Source organism: Streptomyces sp. NPDC079167 (assembly GCF_040686735.1).
GTDB lineage: Bacteria > Actinomycetota > Actinomycetes > Streptomycetales > Streptomycetaceae > Streptomyces.
The window spans coordinates 698,787-713,305 of record NZ_JBFBLO010000002.1 but is presented as its reverse complement, the minus strand read 5'-3'; the positions used below and the strand labels follow the sequence as shown (position 1 = coordinate 713,305).

General features: G+C 72.2%; 13 protein-coding genes. 6 read left to right on the top strand and 7 right to left on the bottom strand.

The features are described from left to right. Positions 1 to 69: 69 nt before the first annotated feature. A complete protein-coding gene (zapE, locus tag AB0P41_RS07455; RefSeq protein ID WP_356714011.1) occupies positions 70 to 1,161 on the bottom strand; it encodes a cell division protein ZapE in 1,092 nt (363 codons plus the stop codon). 37 nt (positions 1,162 to 1,198) lie between these two features. Here zapE and AB0P41_RS07450 point away from each other — a divergent pair, with 37 nt between their 5' ends. From AB0P41_RS07450 to msrB, 4 genes are all read left to right on the top strand, one after another. Next, entirely contained in the window at positions 1,199 to 1,978 is a 780-nt protein-coding gene (locus AB0P41_RS07450) for a pyrimidine reductase family protein (RefSeq protein ID WP_356714010.1), read from the top strand. 157 nt (positions 1,979 to 2,135) lie between these two features. After that, a complete protein-coding gene (locus tag AB0P41_RS07445) occupies positions 2,136 to 2,588 on the top strand; it encodes an indole-3-glycerol phosphate synthase (protein WP_365930680.1) in 453 nt (150 codons plus the stop codon). A gap of 45 nt (positions 2,589 to 2,633) precedes the next feature. Continuing rightward, positions 2,634 to 4,028 carry a UDP-N-acetylmuramate--L-alanine ligase gene (gene murC / locus AB0P41_RS07440; protein ID WP_356714008.1) on the top strand — a complete coding sequence of 465 codons (1,395 nt, stop codon included), beginning with the start codon at positions 2,634 to 2,636 and terminating at the stop codon, positions 4,026 to 4,028. A 9-nt stretch (positions 4,029 to 4,037) separates the two neighbouring features. After that, positions 4,038 to 4,445, top strand: coding sequence for a peptide-methionine (R)-S-oxide reductase MsrB (gene msrB, locus AB0P41_RS07435; RefSeq protein WP_356714007.1), 408 nt, complete (start codon positions 4,038 to 4,040; stop codon positions 4,443 to 4,445). Positions 4,446 to 4,496: 51 nt separating this feature from the next. On the opposite strand, the gene AB0P41_RS07430 is transcribed toward msrB, so the two are convergent. The 4 genes from AB0P41_RS07430 to AB0P41_RS07415 form a co-directional block, all read right to left on the bottom strand. Continuing rightward, complete coding sequence (locus AB0P41_RS07430) at positions 4,497 to 6,662, bottom strand: MMPL family transporter (protein ID WP_365930678.1); 2,166 nt, start codon at positions 6,660 to 6,662, stop codon at positions 4,497 to 4,499. A gap of 40 nt (positions 6,663 to 6,702) precedes the next feature. Beyond that, positions 6,703 to 7,257 carry a TetR/AcrR family transcriptional regulator gene (locus AB0P41_RS07425; RefSeq protein ID WP_356714005.1) on the bottom strand — a complete coding sequence of 185 codons (555 nt, stop codon included), beginning with the start codon at positions 7,255 to 7,257 and terminating at the stop codon, positions 6,703 to 6,705. Between the two features lie 167 nt (positions 7,258 to 7,424). Next, complete coding sequence (locus AB0P41_RS07420) at positions 7,425 to 7,895, bottom strand: hypothetical protein (protein ID WP_356714004.1); 471 nt, start codon at positions 7,893 to 7,895, stop codon at positions 7,425 to 7,427. A 95-nt stretch (positions 7,896 to 7,990) separates the two neighbouring features. Next, positions 7,991 to 10,405, bottom strand: a complete 2,415-nt coding sequence (locus AB0P41_RS07415; protein ID WP_365930675.1) for a GTPase-associated protein 1-related protein — start codon at positions 10,403 to 10,405, stop codon at positions 7,991 to 7,993. A 197-nt stretch (positions 10,406 to 10,602) separates the two neighbouring features. Between AB0P41_RS07415 and AB0P41_RS07410 the strand changes: the two genes are divergently transcribed. Then, the gene (locus AB0P41_RS07410) at positions 10,603 to 11,439 is read left to right on the top strand and encodes an alpha/beta hydrolase (RefSeq protein WP_365930673.1); all 837 of its coding nucleotides are present in this window, start codon (positions 10,603 to 10,605) and stop codon (positions 11,437 to 11,439) included. A gap of 56 nt (positions 11,440 to 11,495) precedes the next feature. Here the strand turns inward: AB0P41_RS07410 and AB0P41_RS07405 are convergent, their stop codons facing one another. Both AB0P41_RS07405 and AB0P41_RS07400 read right to left on the bottom strand, forming a co-directional pair. After that, positions 11,496 to 13,082 carry an MFS transporter gene (locus AB0P41_RS07405; RefSeq protein WP_365930671.1) on the bottom strand — a complete coding sequence of 529 codons (1,587 nt, stop codon included), beginning with the start codon at positions 13,080 to 13,082 and terminating at the stop codon, positions 11,496 to 11,498. Between the two features lie 114 nt (positions 13,083 to 13,196). Then, positions 13,197 to 13,670 carry a MarR family winged helix-turn-helix transcriptional regulator gene (locus AB0P41_RS07400; RefSeq protein WP_356713999.1) on the bottom strand — a complete coding sequence of 158 codons (474 nt, stop codon included), beginning with the start codon at positions 13,668 to 13,670 and terminating at the stop codon, positions 13,197 to 13,199. A gap of 161 nt (positions 13,671 to 13,831) precedes the next feature. Between AB0P41_RS07400 and AB0P41_RS07395 the strand changes: the two genes are divergently transcribed. Further along, entirely contained in the window at positions 13,832 to 14,251 is a 420-nt protein-coding gene (locus tag AB0P41_RS07395) for a MarR family transcriptional regulator (protein ID WP_365930756.1), read from the top strand. Positions 14,252 to 14,519 lie beyond the last annotated feature (268 nt).

The following is a 14,519-nucleotide window of genomic DNA, read 5'->3' as shown; positions in this document are numbered from 1 at the left end:
AACGGTGTGCGCGGTTGGTACGGGCGTACGCGGACCCGGAGGCACTCGTACGCCCTGTATCCCCCGAACCTACTGCGCCACCAGCCCCTTTGCGTCACGCGCCAGCGCCGTCAGCCGCGAGATGGCCCGGAAGTACTTCTTCCGGTACCCGCCGTTCAGCATTTCGTCACTGAACAGCCGGTCGAAGGGAAGGCCGGAGGCGAGCACCGGGACCTCGCGGTCGTACAGCCGGTCCGCGAGCACCACCAGGCGCAGCGCCGTCGACTGGTCGGGCACTGCCTGCACATCGGTGAGGCAGACCGCGGTGATCCCGTCCGTCAGCGCGCCGTACCGGCTCGGATGCACCCGGGCGAGGTGGTCGAGCAGGGCGGGGAAGTCGTCGAGCGAGGCCCCCGGAGTCGCGTACGCGGCCCTGGTGACCTGGTCGTCGGAGTACGGCGGCGGCGCCTCGGGCAGCCCACGGTGGCGGTAGTCCTCGCCGTCGATCCGCAGCGGCCTGAAGTGCGAGGACAGCCCCTGGATCTCGCGGAGGAAGTCGGCCGCCGCGAAACGGCCCTCGCCGAGTTTGCCGGGCAGGGTGTTCGAGGTCGCGGCCAGCGCGACACCCGCCTCGACGAGCCTGCTGAGCAGGGACGACACCAGGACCGTGTCACCCGGGTCGTCCAGTTCGAATTCGTCGATGCAGAGCAGGCGGTGGCCGCTCAGGGTCTGCACGGTCTGCTGGAAGCCCAGCGCGCCGACCAGGTTCGTCAGCTCGACGAAGGTGCCGAACGCCTTGAGCGACGGCGCGGCGGGGGTGGCGTGCCAGAGAGAGGCCAGCAGGTGCGTCTTGCCGACGCCGTAACCGCCGTCCAGATAGACCCCGCGCGGGCCGGCGGGGGCAGCCTGCTTCTTCCCGAACCACTTGCGTTTACCCGAACCCGTCGCATGCGCCCCGCCGAGCCCCGCCGCGAACGAGCTGAGGACCTCGACCGCCTCGGTCTGGCTCGGCTGGTTCGGGTCGGGTACGTACGTATCGAAACGCACCGAGTCGAAGCGCGGCGGCGGCACCATCTCCGCGACCAGACGGTCGGCGGGGACGCGCGGCTCGAGGGCGCACAGGGACTGCGGGGCCGTTTCGGCTATGGGGCTCTGCCCCGGCACGGCTGTGGAGGACGACACAACCATCCACTCTAAGGGCCGTGCCAGACTGCTGGGCATGCGACGCCTGCTCCCTGTGACGGACCTGACAACCCCGCCCGCCGCCACCGCGGCCGCCGACCGCGAGTGGACGCTCGACGAGCTGGCGGAGGCCTACGCCTATCCCGACGGCGAGCGCCCCTGGCTCCGGGCCAACATGGTCTCCACCCTGGACGGCGCCGCCCAGCACGACGGCCGCTCCCAGGGCATCTCCTGCTCCACCGACATGCGGATCTTCGGCACCCTGCGGGGACTCGCCGACGTGGTCGTCGTCGGCGCCGAGACGGTGCGCCTGGAGGGCTACCGGCCGACGCGGGCCCGTGACGCCTTCGCCGCCCGGCGCGAGGCGGCGGGCCAGGGCCCCGCCCCGGCGGTCGCGGTCGTCAGCGCGAGCCTGGACCTCGACTTCTCGCTCCCGCTCTTCGTCTCGCCGCTGGTCCCGACCCTCGTGGTCACCGGCGCGACGGCGCCCTCCGACCGGGTCCGGGCGGCCCGGGAGGCGGGGGCCGAGGTGCTGTTCGCCGGGGACGGCGCCGCCGTGGACCCGGCGCGTGCCGTCGCCGAGCTGGGCCGGCGGGGCTTCAGCCGGCTCCTCACGGAAGGCGGACCGCGTCTGCTCGGCCAGTTCGTGGCGGCAGGGGTGCTGGACGAGCTCTGCCTGACCCTGTCGCCGCTGCTGACCGCCGGAGACGCGCAGCGCATCGCGGGCGGCCCCGCCGTCACCGTGCCGGAACGTTTCTCCCTCATCTCGCTCCTGGAAGAGGCAGGATTCCTCTTCACTCGGTACGGGAAGATCTGACACTTAGCGGAATTACCCGTTCCGGTTAGCTCCGGGTGGGCACACTTAGTCCTGCTACCCCTGCAATTGCGGGGAAGGATGGTTTCAGCAACAGCGGCCGTCCCTGCGGCCGACGAGATGAAGCGGAAGGGCGCCTGTCGTGTTCACAAGCGTTTTGATGATCGAGAAGCCCCTCACCCCCGAGGACGTGGAATTCGTCACGACCCTCCACGGCGAGGAGCGGATCTCGTTCGTCGTGCTGATGCAGCCCCGCAGCGACCAGGCCGATGTGCTGCTGCGCGCGATCGACGACGTGGCGATCGGCGAGCTGCGGGAAGCCGTCCGTGAAGGGGACCGGCCGGAGGGGAAGGAGGCCAGGGAGCCCGCCGAGATGGCGCTGGAGTTCTCGCTCCGGGAGCTGCGCGAGGCGGGGGCGGATGCCGTCGGTCAGGTGGTCGAGGACCACCCCCTGGACAAGCTGAAGACCGTGGTCGACGACTCCGGCGCCGACGAGGTGATCGTCCTGACGGCGCCGCACTACGTGGAGGAGTTCTTCCACCGCGACTGGGCGTCCCGGGCCCGTCACAAGGTCGGCGTACCGGTGCTCAAGCTCTTCGCGCACAGCGAATAGGCTGGGGGCCGACCCAGACCCACCCACAGCTCGGGAGAGACACGTATGGCACCCGGTATTCCTGCCGCCCTGGAACGGCCGCACTTCATCGGCATCGGCGGCGCCGGAATGTCGGGCATCGCGAAGATCCTCGCCCAGCGCGGCGCGAAGGTGGCGGGCAGCGACGCCAAGGAGTCCGCCACCGCCGAGGCCCTGCGCGCCCTCGGAGCGACCGTCCACATCGGGCACGCCGCCGGACACCTGGCCGACGACGCGACCTCGGTGGTCGTCTCCAGCGCCATCCGCGCCGACAACCCCGAGCTGGTCCGCGCCGCCGAGCTGGACATCCCCGTCGTGCACCGCTCCGACGCGCTCGCCTCCCTGATGGACGGCGCGCGCGCCATCGCGGTCGCCGGCACGCACGGCAAGACGACCACCACGTCGATGCTCGCCGTCGCCCTCTCCGAGCTGGCCCTCGACCCCTCGTACGCCATCGGAGGCGACCTGGAGGGCCCCGGCACCAACGCCACGCACGGCAGCGGCGACATCTTCGTCGCCGAGGCCGACGAGAGCGACCGGAGCTTCCAGAAGTACGCCCCCGAGGTCGCGATCGTCCTCAACGTCGAGCTGGACCACCACGCGAACTACGCCTCGATGGACGAGATCCACGAGTCCTTCGAGACCTTCGTCGGCAAGGTCGTCCCGGGCGGGACCCTGGTGGTCGCCGCCGACCAGCCCGGCGCCGTCGAGCTGACCCGCCGGGTCCGCGCGCTCTCCTCCCTCACCGTGGTCACCTACGGCGAGTCCGAGGGTGCGGACGTACGCGTGCACAAGGTCACCCCGCGCGGACTGACCAGCGAGGTCACGGTCGTCCTCAACGGCAGGTACCTCACCTTCACGGTCTCCGTCCCGGGCCGCCACTACGCGCACAACGCCGTCGCCGCGCTCGCCGCCGGTGTCGCCCTCGGCATCCCCGCGCACAACCTGGCCTCCGCCATCGGCAAGTACACCGGGGTCAAGCGCCGCCTCCAGCTCAAGGGCGAGGCCGCCGGCGTCCAGGTCATCGACTCGTACGCCCACCACCCCACGGAGATGACCGCCGACCTGGAGGCCATGCGCGGCGCGGCGACCGACGCCCGCCTCCTGGTGGTCTTCCAGCCCCACCTCTTCTCCCGCACCCAGGAGCTCGGCACGGAGATGGGCCAGGCCCTCGCACTCGCCGACGCCTCGCTGGTCCTGGACATCTACCCGGCCAGGGAGGACCCCCTCCCGGGCGTCACGAGCGAACTGATCATCGACGCCGCGAAGGCCGCCGGCGCCGATGTCACGGCCGTCCACGACAAGGCAGCCGTCCCCGCGGCCGTCGCGGGAATGGCGAAGCCCGGCGATCTGGTTCTCACCATGGGAGCGGGCGACGTCACCGACCTCGGCCCGCAGATCCTGGACCACCTGTCGAGCTGAGGAGCCACCGTGTCGTACGACGTCGAGAAGCCGGACGAGCAATGGCGGGCGGAGCTGACGCCCGCCGAGTACGCGGTGCTGCGCAAGGCCGGCACCGAGCCCGCGTTCGTGGGTGAGTACACCGATACGAAGACGGCGGGCGTCTACTCCTGCCGCGCCTGCGGTGCGGAGCTGTTCCGCTCCGACACCAAGTTCGAGTCGCACTGCGGCTGGCCGTCCTTCTACGACCCGAAGGACACCGACGCCGTCGAGCTGCTCCAGGACAACAGCATGGGCATGGCCCGCACCGAGGTGCGCTGCGCCCGCTGCGGCTCGCACCTGGGGCACGTCTTCGAGGGCGAGGGTTACCCGACGCCCACGGACCAGCGGTACTGCATCAACTCGATCTCGCTGACGCTGGCGCCGGACGAGAGCTGAGCGGCCGCACCCCCGGTGCCCCCGGCCCTCGGGCCGGGGGCACCGGTGCGTTCACGTCTTCGCGAGCTCGGCCGGCTCCTGCCGCACCGGGATCTCCCGCTGCAGCCGCTCGCCCTCGATGTCGAGGTCGGGCAGCACCCGGTCGACGGGGCGGGGCAGCCACCACGCGGCGCGCCCCAGAAGGTGCATGACCGCCGGTACGAGGGCCATCCGCACGACGAAGGCGTCGACGAGCACGCCGATCGCCAGGGCGAACCCGATGGACTTGATGATCGGGTCGGGCATGAACACGAATCCGCCGAACACGGCCGTCATGATCACCGCCGCCGCCGTGACCACGCGTGCGTTGTGGCCGACCCCGCTGATGACCGCCTCGCGGGCGTCGGCGCCGTGGACGAAGTCCTCCCGCATACGCGAGACGAGGAAGACCTCGTAGTCCATGGCCAGCCCGAAGAGGATGCCGATCAGCAGGATGGGCAGGAAGCTGACCAGCGGCCCGGGCGTGTCGAGGCCCACCAGATCCGACAGGTGGCCTTCCTGGAAGATGGCGACGGTGATCCCGAAGGTGGCGCCGATGGTCAGCAGGAAGCCCAGCGCCGCCTTGAGGGGCACCAGGACCGACCGGAAGACGAGCATCAGCAGCAGGACCGACAGCCCGACCACGAGCAGGAGATAGACCGGCAGCGCGTCGGCGAGCTTCTCGGAGACGTCGATGCCGACCGCGGTGGCGCCGGTCAGCGAGACGGCGGCGCCCCCGACGTCCGCCACCCGGTCACGGATCTCGTGGACGGTGTCCTCGGTCGCGGCGGCGGTCGGACCGGTCTCGGGGATCACGGCCAGGAGGGCGGTGGTGCCCTTCTCGTTCAACTGCGGCGCGGCGACGGCCAGTACCCCGTCGGTGTCCGTGATGAGCGCGGCGGTCTCCTTGACCGCCGCGCCGGTCGCCTGCGCGGTGTCGCCCGACACGACGGCGACCAGCCGGCCGTTGAAGCCCTCGCCGAACCCTTCGGTCGTCAGGTCGTACGCCTCGCGGTTGGGTGAACCGACCGCCTCGGTGCTCGCGTCGGGCAGCGCCAGACGCATGTCCTGCACGGGCAGGGCGAGCGCGCCGAGCCCGACCACCCCGAGGACGAGGACGGGCACACGCAGCCGAGCCACGATCCGGCCCCAGCGGAAGCCGAAGCCGGCCCCGGCGGGCGCCGCGACGGGTGCCCGGTCCCGGGTCCGCTGCTTACGGGGCAGCACCCGGGCGCCCGCGAAGCCGAGGACGGCCGGCAGCAGGGTGAGGGACACCAGCACCGCGAGGGCGACGGTGGCCGCGGCGGCCAGGCCCATGACCGTCAGGAAGGGCACACCGGCGACGGCGAGCCCCGCGAGCGCGATGACGACGGTGGCACCCGCGAACACGACCGCCGAACCGGCGGTCCCGGCCGCCCGGCCTGCCGCTTCCTCCCCGTCCATGCCCTCCAGGAGGTAGTGGCGGTAGCGGGAGGTGATGAACAGGGCGTAGTCGATGCCGACCGCCAGGCCCAGCATGAGCGCCAGGATGGGCGCGGTGCTGGTCAGCTCCACGGTGCTGCTGAGGGCGAAGAGCCCCGCCATGCCGGCCGCCACGCCGACCAGGGCGTTCAGCAGGGTCATGCCCGCGGCCACCAGGGAGCCGAAGGTGAGGACCAGGACGAGGGCGGCGACGCCGACACCGATGATTTCGGTCGAACCGATCTCGGGCACGCCCCGCATGATCTCGCCGCCGTGTTCGACGCGCAGATCCGCGACGGACGCGCCGGCCTCCGAGAACGCCTCCCGCTGCGCGTCGGTGATGCCGTCGGCACCCGACGTGAACTGCACCTGGATCAGGGCGTAACGGCCGTCCTGCGAGACGGCCTTGGACGCGAACGGGTCGACGGCCGCGAGCACACCGGGAACCTCCGCGGCCTCCTCGGTCACGGGCGCCACAGCCGAGGGTGTGAGCTTCCCGCCCTCGGGTGCGGCGACGACTATGGTCCCCGTCGCGCCGCTCGCCTGCGGGAACTCCCGGGCGAGCGCGTCCAGGGCTTTCTGCGACTCCGTGCCGGGGATCGAGAACTTGCTGGTGGTGGGCCCGCTGAAGGCCGCGGCGCCCCCACCGAGCAGGGCGAGCAGCAGGAGCCAGAGGGCGAGGACACGCCCTCGGCGCCGGAAGGACAGCCGGCCGAGCCGGTACAGCAGTATTGCCATGCGAAGGAGGCGTCTTTCTCTTCGTTCTGGACGGCTTCTGTCAGCTCGGGCCGGTCGGATGCCCGAGGGTTCTCAGGGCTCCCTGGACCAGTTCGGCGCGCATCGTGCCGGGTTCGACGTCCACGTCGGCCGCGACCGTGACAGCCACGCCGCCGATCACCATCTGCGCCATGACGCGTGCACGGGGCTCGTCCGAACGGCCCGCCAGTGCGGCCGCGAGCTGGTCGACGGCCCTGGGGATGACGGCCAGCACGGGATGGCCGAGCATGTCGGGCAGCTCGGCGAAGATGATCTTTATCTCGCGGTGGAAGCGCAGGGCGAGGCCGACGTACCCCGTGACAGCGGATTCGACGGCCTGTGCGCCGGTCAGCGCGGCCAGCTCCCCGGCCAGGGCGGAGAGCCCCTCGGCCGGAGGGGTCAGCAGTTCGGTGAGGATCGCGTCCTTGCCGGCGAAGTGGTACAGCAGGGACGCCTTGGAGCAGTGGGCCTCGACCGCGATGTCGTGCAGCGAGGTTCCCTTGAAGCCGTGCTCGGCGAAGAGACGCAGTGCGGAGTCGAGGATCTGACGACGCATCGCGGAAGGCGGACGTGGCATGGGGACACCGTAGCTGACCGATCGGTCAGAGCTGACCGATCGGTCAGGCGTTTCGGGTGACGCCCGCCACATCCGGGCCCGTGATGCCGCGCAGCGCCTCGGTCCCCGCGCTTCCCGGTCGAAACCGCCGGGCCGGTCCGAACGGAGTCCTAGTCCTAGTCCTAGTCCTAGTCCTCGTCCCCGGACTCCGCCGCCTCGGCACGCAGCAGCGGGTGCACCACTCCGGGGAACACCCTGGCCCGTACGACCTCCTCGGCCGCCCCGCCCTGCACCACGGTCTCGGCCACGCCCCACGGACGGCCCGCCAGGTGGACGGTGAGCGTGTACGACGACGAGCAGCCCATGCACTCGTAACGGTCCGCCCAGACCTCGACGTCCGTGACACTGCCCGGGTAACGCTTCACATGCCGGTGACGGGCGTGGCAGTGATCGCACGTCTCGCCCGGCTCACACGTCCCGCCGCACGGGCACGGCACGTCCAGCGACTCCGCGGGCTGCCACCGCTGGACGAGCCGGGCCTCGCGGGTGGCGCCCATGTCCTTCATCGCCTTGAGGTTCCGCGCGGCGACGTTGTACGACTCGCCGGTCGCGGCCATCCGGTCCCGGATGACGTCCTTGCGTCCGCGGTTCGTCGTCATGCCGTCTCCTCCTGGGGTGTCACGCAGCCCGCCAGGAGGCACACGAGATCAGAACGTCCCACGGTACCCGCCGCCAGGAGCGTCCGGCGACCTCGTCATGCCCTGCGGACCCGCCCCGCGATGCGTCTGCCGAGGCGCCCCAGGGAGCGGGGCGGCCGGTTCCAGGCGCGGAACGCTTCGAGGGTGCGGCTGCTCCCCTCGCGTTCCACGGCCTCCTCCACCGCCGCGAGCCCCTCGGGGGACAGGTCGCGCACCGCGGGGCGCAGCACCTCGTCGAGCAGCGCGGTCCTGGTCCGGGTCCAGCCGGCGCCCGCGTGCGGGTGGGCGGTCCACACGGTGAAGCAGTCCGCCACGTACGCGGGATCCGCCCGCAGCAGCGTCAGGACCGCGTCGCGGCGGGCCGCCCCGCCGTACGCCGCGATCAGGTCCTCGTCCCCGCTGTGCACGAACGCGTACAGCTCGTCCCCGGGCCGGCCCGGAGCGAGCAGCCGCTCGGACAGGGCCCCCAGCGCGTGTTCCAGGGCCAGGTTCTCCGACGGTCCGGCCTGGCCGCGCAGCGTCCGGACCCGGTCCGCCCAGCCGGGTTCCGCCGTGCCCGAGCGCAGGTCGCGCGCGAGGTCCAGCAGCATCAGGCTGCCGCGTACCCGGGCGCCGATCTCCTGCGGGAAGCCGCGCAGCAGGTCATGGGCGAGTTCGGGGGCGTCCTCGTCGCCGACGGGCGCGGCCAGCGCGGCGTCGACCAGGCGGGACCAGGTGCCGGCCGTCCGGTGGGCGTCGGACGTGGTCTCGCCCAGCAGCGACCGCGCCTCGCCCGCCGTCGGGGTGTCCTCGCCCCACACCAGGCCGACGGCCGTCCGCAGCACCAGCGGCTCGGCGAACGGGGACATGCCCGCCGCGCGCAGCACCGTGTGCAGCACTCCCACCCGGTCGGCGCCGCGCGCCTTCGCCCCGGGTGCCTCGGCGCACATCCGCAGATGCGGCAGCGCCTGGGTCCCCGTGAACGGCAGGGCCACCCGGACCAGCAGCTGTTCCGTGTCCGCCGGGCGGTCCGGGGTGAGCCGGTCCAGCTCACCCAGGAGCGCCGTACGGACGTCGAACTGCTCGTCCAGCAGGTCCGGCAGCGCGCGGCACGTGCCCGCCCCGGGGTCGTCGAGCAGGGCGCGCGCCAGCCGCCCCACCACACCGGGCAGCAGCTCCGCGCGGTCCACGCCGAGCAGCCGGGCGATCCGCAGCAGCTGCACGGTCCGGGCGACGCCCCCGGGGGACGCGGCGGAGAGCTCGGCCAGCAGTTCACCGCCGAGCTCCTCGACCAGTGCGGCGAGCGCGCGCTCCCCCTCCGCCTCCTCGAACGCCGAGCGCGGGGGCGGCTCCAGGGTCACATCGCCGCCCCGCACCGCCTCCGTCACCAGCAGCGCGGCCAGTGGCGCGGTGACGGAGGCGGGGCAGCGGCCGTCGAGCGCCGTCAGCAGCCGGAGCGCCGCCGCGCACTCCGCGGCCGTACGGTCGTCGGCGGGCGCGGTCAGGGCGTCGGTCAGCCGGCGGGTCCGCTTCTCGTCCAGCGCGTAGGGCCGCTCGGCCGCCCAGTCGGCCGCCGCCGCCCGCTCCTCGGACCCGAGCGCGATGCCCGCACCCAGTGCGGTGACCGCCAGCGGCCCGGCGGCGAAAGGCTCACCCGGCAGCTCCGCCGCCTCCCGGAAGAGCTCCGGGGACCGGCTCCGCCAGATCCGGGCGGCCGTCCCCGCCCACGCGTCGCCCACCGTCCAGGAAGGGCGGTGACCGGAGGCGGCGTGCACGCGGAAGCGGGGGTCGCTGATGTCGGGCGCGTCCTCGGGAAGGACACCGATGACCTGGTGCGTGGTGAGTCCGGGGCGCCGGGTGTACGTGGTGAAGGTCAGCCGCTCGGCATGGTCCGGGGGCAGCACGGCGGTGGCCAGCGCCACCCACCGGGCCACGTCCGCGCTCTGCCGCTCCACGAGCACGACCGGCGGCGCGGACGGGTCCTCGCTCACCCGGCGCAGATCGCTGAGTACGGCGGCGAGCCACGGGCCACGGGCCACGGCGAAGTCGCCGAGGCCTTCCCGGGTGAGCCCCCGTGAGGGGCCGTGCGCGGTGAGCATGGAGGTCAGGGGATCGGGCGGCATGCGGTCCGGCGTCACCGAGAGCCACCCCGCGGCCCCCCACGCGGCGACCGGCAGCACCCGGCCGGGTATCGGCGTGCCGGGCAGGAGATGTACGGCGTGGGCGTGGAACCCGCCCGCGCCCGTGGGCACCGTACGGCTGAGCAGATGGCTGCCGTCGGAGAGCAGGGCGAAGCCGAACGCCACCGGCAGCGCCCGGAGTCCGGCGTCGGGGAGCCGCTCGGGGGTGCCCGCCGGAGCGTCGTACGCGAGGACCGGCGCGGCCTCCGCGCGCACCGGTCCGGGTATCGCGGGGTCCACGGCGGTGAACCGGCCGGAGGGCACCCCGTCCCCGGACATGACGGAGGTGTAGTGCAACTGCGGGAGGCTCATGCGTAGGCCCTCATCGTCCCTGCCACGTGCGTCCCCGTCACACGCACCGGCCGCCGCTCGCCGCCCTGTCGGTGCGGCCCGGCCCGGCGGAGCGACGACCCCGGCGGGGAGCTTTCCGTAGTCGTGCGGGCGACGCTATCAAGCCCTGACGCCCCGTTGGGCCCCCATGGAGGGGCAGCACGCCCTAGGTTGACCGTATGACCGAGGTGACGCTTTCCGCAGGAGTGGTGGAGTACGAGGACACCGGTGGTGACGGGCCCGTGGTGGTCATGCTGCACGGGGTGGCGATGAACGGCTCGCTCTGGCGTCACGTCGTCGACGGGCTGCGCTCCGGCTACAGGTGTGTCGTGCCCACGCTGCCGCTGGGTGCCCACCGCAGACCGATGCGCCCGGACGCCGATCTGACGGTGCTCGGAGTCGCCCATCTGGTGGCGGAGTTCCTGGAGAAGCTGGACCTGAACGACGTCACCCTGGTGATGAACGACTGGGGCGGGGCGCAGGCCCTCGTCGCGGAAGGCCGGGACCAGCGGATCGGCAGGCTGGTCATCACGTCCTGCGAGGCGTTCGACAACTTCCCGCCCGGGCTGCCCGGCCGCAATCTGTACGCGGCGGCGAAGGTGCCCGGCGGGCTGCGGCTCGCCTTCGCCCTGCTGAAGCTGAGGCGGATGCGCCGGCTTCCCCTGACATGGGGATGGATGAGCAAACGGCCGGTGCCGCACGACGTGATGGACGAGTGGTTCCGGCCGCTGTGGACCTCCGCCGCGATCCGGCGGGACCTGCGGGCGTACGTGCTCGGGGTGCCGCCCGACGACGAGCTCCTGGCCTGGGCGGAGGCGCTGCGCACGTTCGACCGTCCCGCGCTCGTCGTCTGGGCGGCGGAGGACAAGGTCATGCCGCCCGCCCACGGCCGGAGGCTGGCGGAGATGCTGCCCCAGGGCGAACTCGTGGAGATCGCGGACAGCTTCACGCTCATCCCCGAGGACCAGCCCGAGCGGCTGAGCGAGGCCCTGAAGGCGTTCGTACCGCTGTCCTGAACGCGCGGGTGCGGGGAGCGCGTGTCCGCGCCTCCCGCACCCGGGCAGGTAGGACCTCAGCTCTCGACGGCCTCCGTGCGGCCACGCATCCCGAACCCCGCCAGCAGCGCGCCGGCGGCACACAGGACGGCGGTGACGACCACCGCGCCGTGCACGCCGTTCATGAAGGCGTTGCCGCTGCCCTCGATCACCGCGGCCCTCAGCTGGGCCGGCATGTCGGCGGAGACCGGCGAGACACCCATGGACACGGCGTCCTTGGCCTCTTCGAAGCCGGCCGCGGCCTCGGGCGGGACACCGGCGGAGGTCAGCTCGCCGGTCAGCGTCGAACCCACCTTGCCGCTGATCAGCGAGACCAGCACGGACGTGCCGAGCGCACCGCCGATCTGCAGCGAGGTGGCCTGGAGCCCGCCCGCGACGCCGCCGTCCTTGCGGGGGGCGTTGCCCACGATGGCGTCGGAGGACGCGGACATCACCATGCCGACGCCCAGACCGATGGCGAGGAACGGCGGCCACATCGCGGCGAACGCCGAATCCGCGTCCCAGGTCAGCATCCACAGGGAGGCCGCCGCCTGGAGGACCATGCCGGCCGGCATGGTCACCCGCGGGCCGAAGCGCTGCGTCAGGGCGGCGCCGAGCGGCGCCGCCACCACCGTGGCCAGGCTGAACGGCAGGGTGCGGACGCCGGCCTCGACCGGGGTGAAGCCACGCACGTTCTGCAGGTACAGCATCACGAAGAAGATGACACCGAGCATCACGAAGAAGTTGATCGCGGTGACGATCGCGCCGATGGTCAGCGAACGGTTGCGGAAGAGGCGCATCGGCAGCAGCGGGTGCTCCTGGCGCGTCTCGTACCAGCAGAAGACGGCCAGCACGGCCAGGCCCGCGACGATCGACCCCAGCGTTCCGCCGGACGTCCAGCCCCAGGTCTCCCCCTTGACGACGCCGAAGATCAGGGCGACCAGACCGACGGCGAGCAGGAGCACGCCGGGTACGTCGAAGCGGTGGTTCCCCGTGGAGTCCTTGCTCTTGGGAAGGACGAACAGGCTGAACACCAGAGCGAAGACGCCGATGGGGGCGTTGATGTAGAAGACCGACTCCCAGTTGACGTGCTCGATGAGGAGACCGCCGACGATCGGGCCGAGCGCGGTCGAGCAGGACGCCACCATGGCCCACAGACCCACGGCCATGCCGAACTTCTGGGGCGGGAAGACCGCGCGCAGCAGACCGAGGGTGTTGGGGATCAGCAGTGCGCCGAAGAGACCCTGCACGGCACGGAAGGCGATGACGCCCTCGATGGAACCGGAGAGGGCGATCGCGACCGAGGCCAGGGTGAAGCCGACGGTGCCGACCATGTAGACCGTGTGACGCCCGAAGCGGTCACCGAGCTTGCCGCCCAGGATCAGCAGGGCGGCCATGGCGATCAGATAGGCGTTGGTGACCCACTGCAGGTCGGCGGTGGACGCGTCGAGGTCCCGGCCGATCTCCGGGTTGGCGATCGCGACGACCGAACCGTCGAGGTTGACCATGAACAGGCCGATGGCCACGGCGATCAGGGTCAGCCAGGGGTTGGCACGCCGGCCCCGGGGCACGTCGGGTGGACTGCTCTCGGGCAGGGCGGAGGTGTCCACGGTGGTGGAGGACATGCGGAAGCCTTGTCTGTGAAACTCGGTACGGAAGAAGGGACTCCGGGGCGGCGGGAAGACGCGCCCCGGCTACGACGGCCGCGCCGCAGGCGCCGGGGGCCCGGCGGGGCGGAGTCAGCCGATGGGGGAGTGGAGGCCCCGGTTCAACGAGGTCAGCGCGCCCAGGGCGGCACCGAGGGCGTCGAGCTCCCCCTCGGTGAGGGTGCGCAGCGCTCCCGCCAGATGGGCTTCCTTGAGCCCCCGGGCCTCGGCGAGCCGCTCCCGGGCCGTGGCCGTCGGGTGCAGATGGGCGACCCGCTTGTCGGCCGCGTCCTGCCGGCGTTCCAGCAGTCCCCGGTCGGTGAGCTGGGAGACGAGGGCGCTGACGTTGTTCGGCTTCATCAGCAGCGCTTCGGCCGCGTCCCTGACGGTGACCCCTTCGCGCTCCTCGACGAGGAACAGCAGCGCCAACTGGCCGTCGGGGAGCCGAGGATGCGGGAAAGCGTGTGCGACCTGCCGCTCCAGACCCCGGTGCAGCGCAGGCAGGGACGCCACGAGCGCGGAGGCTACGTGGTCGATGTCCTGGTCGGGCGCGGTGGGATCGGGCACACCCTCAGTATGGGTACCGAAAGATAGCTATGTCAACATACCTAAATCTGGCGGGGGCCCGCCGGGTGGTATATGTGCCGTGAAGAGAGCTCCGAGGCGCCGCGCACGCGGTCGAGAGAAGGACCGTGGACAAGCCGACGCACCTGATCGAATTCGAGGCGATGCTGCTCGGACGGCACCTCCAGCCGGGCGCGTCCCGGTCGAGGCGTGGCGGCGGACATCTCGACCGCAGCGCGTACACCCTGCTGAGCCGCATCCGTATGGAAGGCCCGATGTCCATCGGCCAGCTCAGCGACGCCTTCGGTCTCGACGCCTCCACCCTGAACCGGCAGACCGCCGCCATGCTGCGCGTCGGTCTGGTCGAACGCATCCCGGACCCCGACGGGGGCATCGCCCGCAAGTTCCGGATCACCGGTGTGGGTGAAGACAGTCTCGACGCGGAGCGTGCGGCGAACATCAGCGGCCTGGAGCGGGTCATGGCCGACTGGACGCCCGACGAGGTCGCAACCTTCGCCGCGTACCTCAAGCGCTTCAACAGTGACATCGAGAACCTCGACGGGCGGCCCTGGCCCCGGCCCTGAGCGAACGGCGCCCGAGAAGGTGTTGAAGCGCGAGGTGGGGGGCGCGCGGTGCGGAGCGGGGCGTGAAGCGCAGCTGCGGCGGCGCTTAAGAAATCCTCGATGGACCTGCGGTCCGGCGTGCGGCAAGGTCTCTGTGACGGCAGCGAGCGGCGGATGACGCGCTCACCTGCTCCGTCCGCCGTCACCCCCAGCCACCCCGGGCCGCAGGCCGCCTTCGGCATGCCCCTGCCCGGACATGTCCACCAGGTACCAGTACAGGGAGCCGCAG

Coding starts and splice junctions, on each gene's coding strand:
- AB0P41_RS07450 (WP_356714010.1), top strand. CDS start 1,199: ATGCGACGCCTGCTCCCTGTGACGGACCTGACAACCCCGCCCGCCGCC.
- AB0P41_RS07445 (WP_365930680.1), top strand. CDS start 2,136: ATGATCGAGAAGCCCCTCACCCCCGAGGACGTGGAATTCGTCACGACC.
- murC (WP_356714008.1), top strand. CDS start 2,634: ATGGCACCCGGTATTCCTGCCGCCCTGGAACGGCCGCACTTCATCGGC.
- AB0P41_RS07430 (WP_365930678.1), bottom strand. CDS start 6,662: ATGGCAATACTGCTGTACCGGCTCGGCCGGCTGTCCTTCCGGCGCCGA.
- AB0P41_RS07425 (WP_356714005.1), bottom strand. CDS start 7,257: ATGCCACGTCCGCCTTCCGCGATGCGTCGTCAGATCCTCGACTCCGCA.
- AB0P41_RS07420 (WP_356714004.1), bottom strand. CDS start 7,895: ATGACGACGAACCGCGGACGCAAGGACGTCATCCGGGACCGGATGGCC.
- AB0P41_RS07415 (WP_365930675.1), bottom strand. CDS start 10,405: ATGAGCCTCCCGCAGTTGCACTACACCTCCGTCATGTCCGGGGACGGG.
- AB0P41_RS07410 (WP_365930673.1), top strand. CDS start 10,603: ATGACCGAGGTGACGCTTTCCGCAGGAGTGGTGGAGTACGAGGACACC.
- AB0P41_RS07405 (WP_365930671.1), bottom strand. CDS start 13,082: ATGTCCTCCACCACCGTGGACACCTCCGCCCTGCCCGAGAGCAGTCCA.
- AB0P41_RS07395 (WP_365930756.1), top strand. CDS start 13,832: ATGCTGCTCGGACGGCACCTCCAGCCGGGCGCGTCCCGGTCGAGGCGT.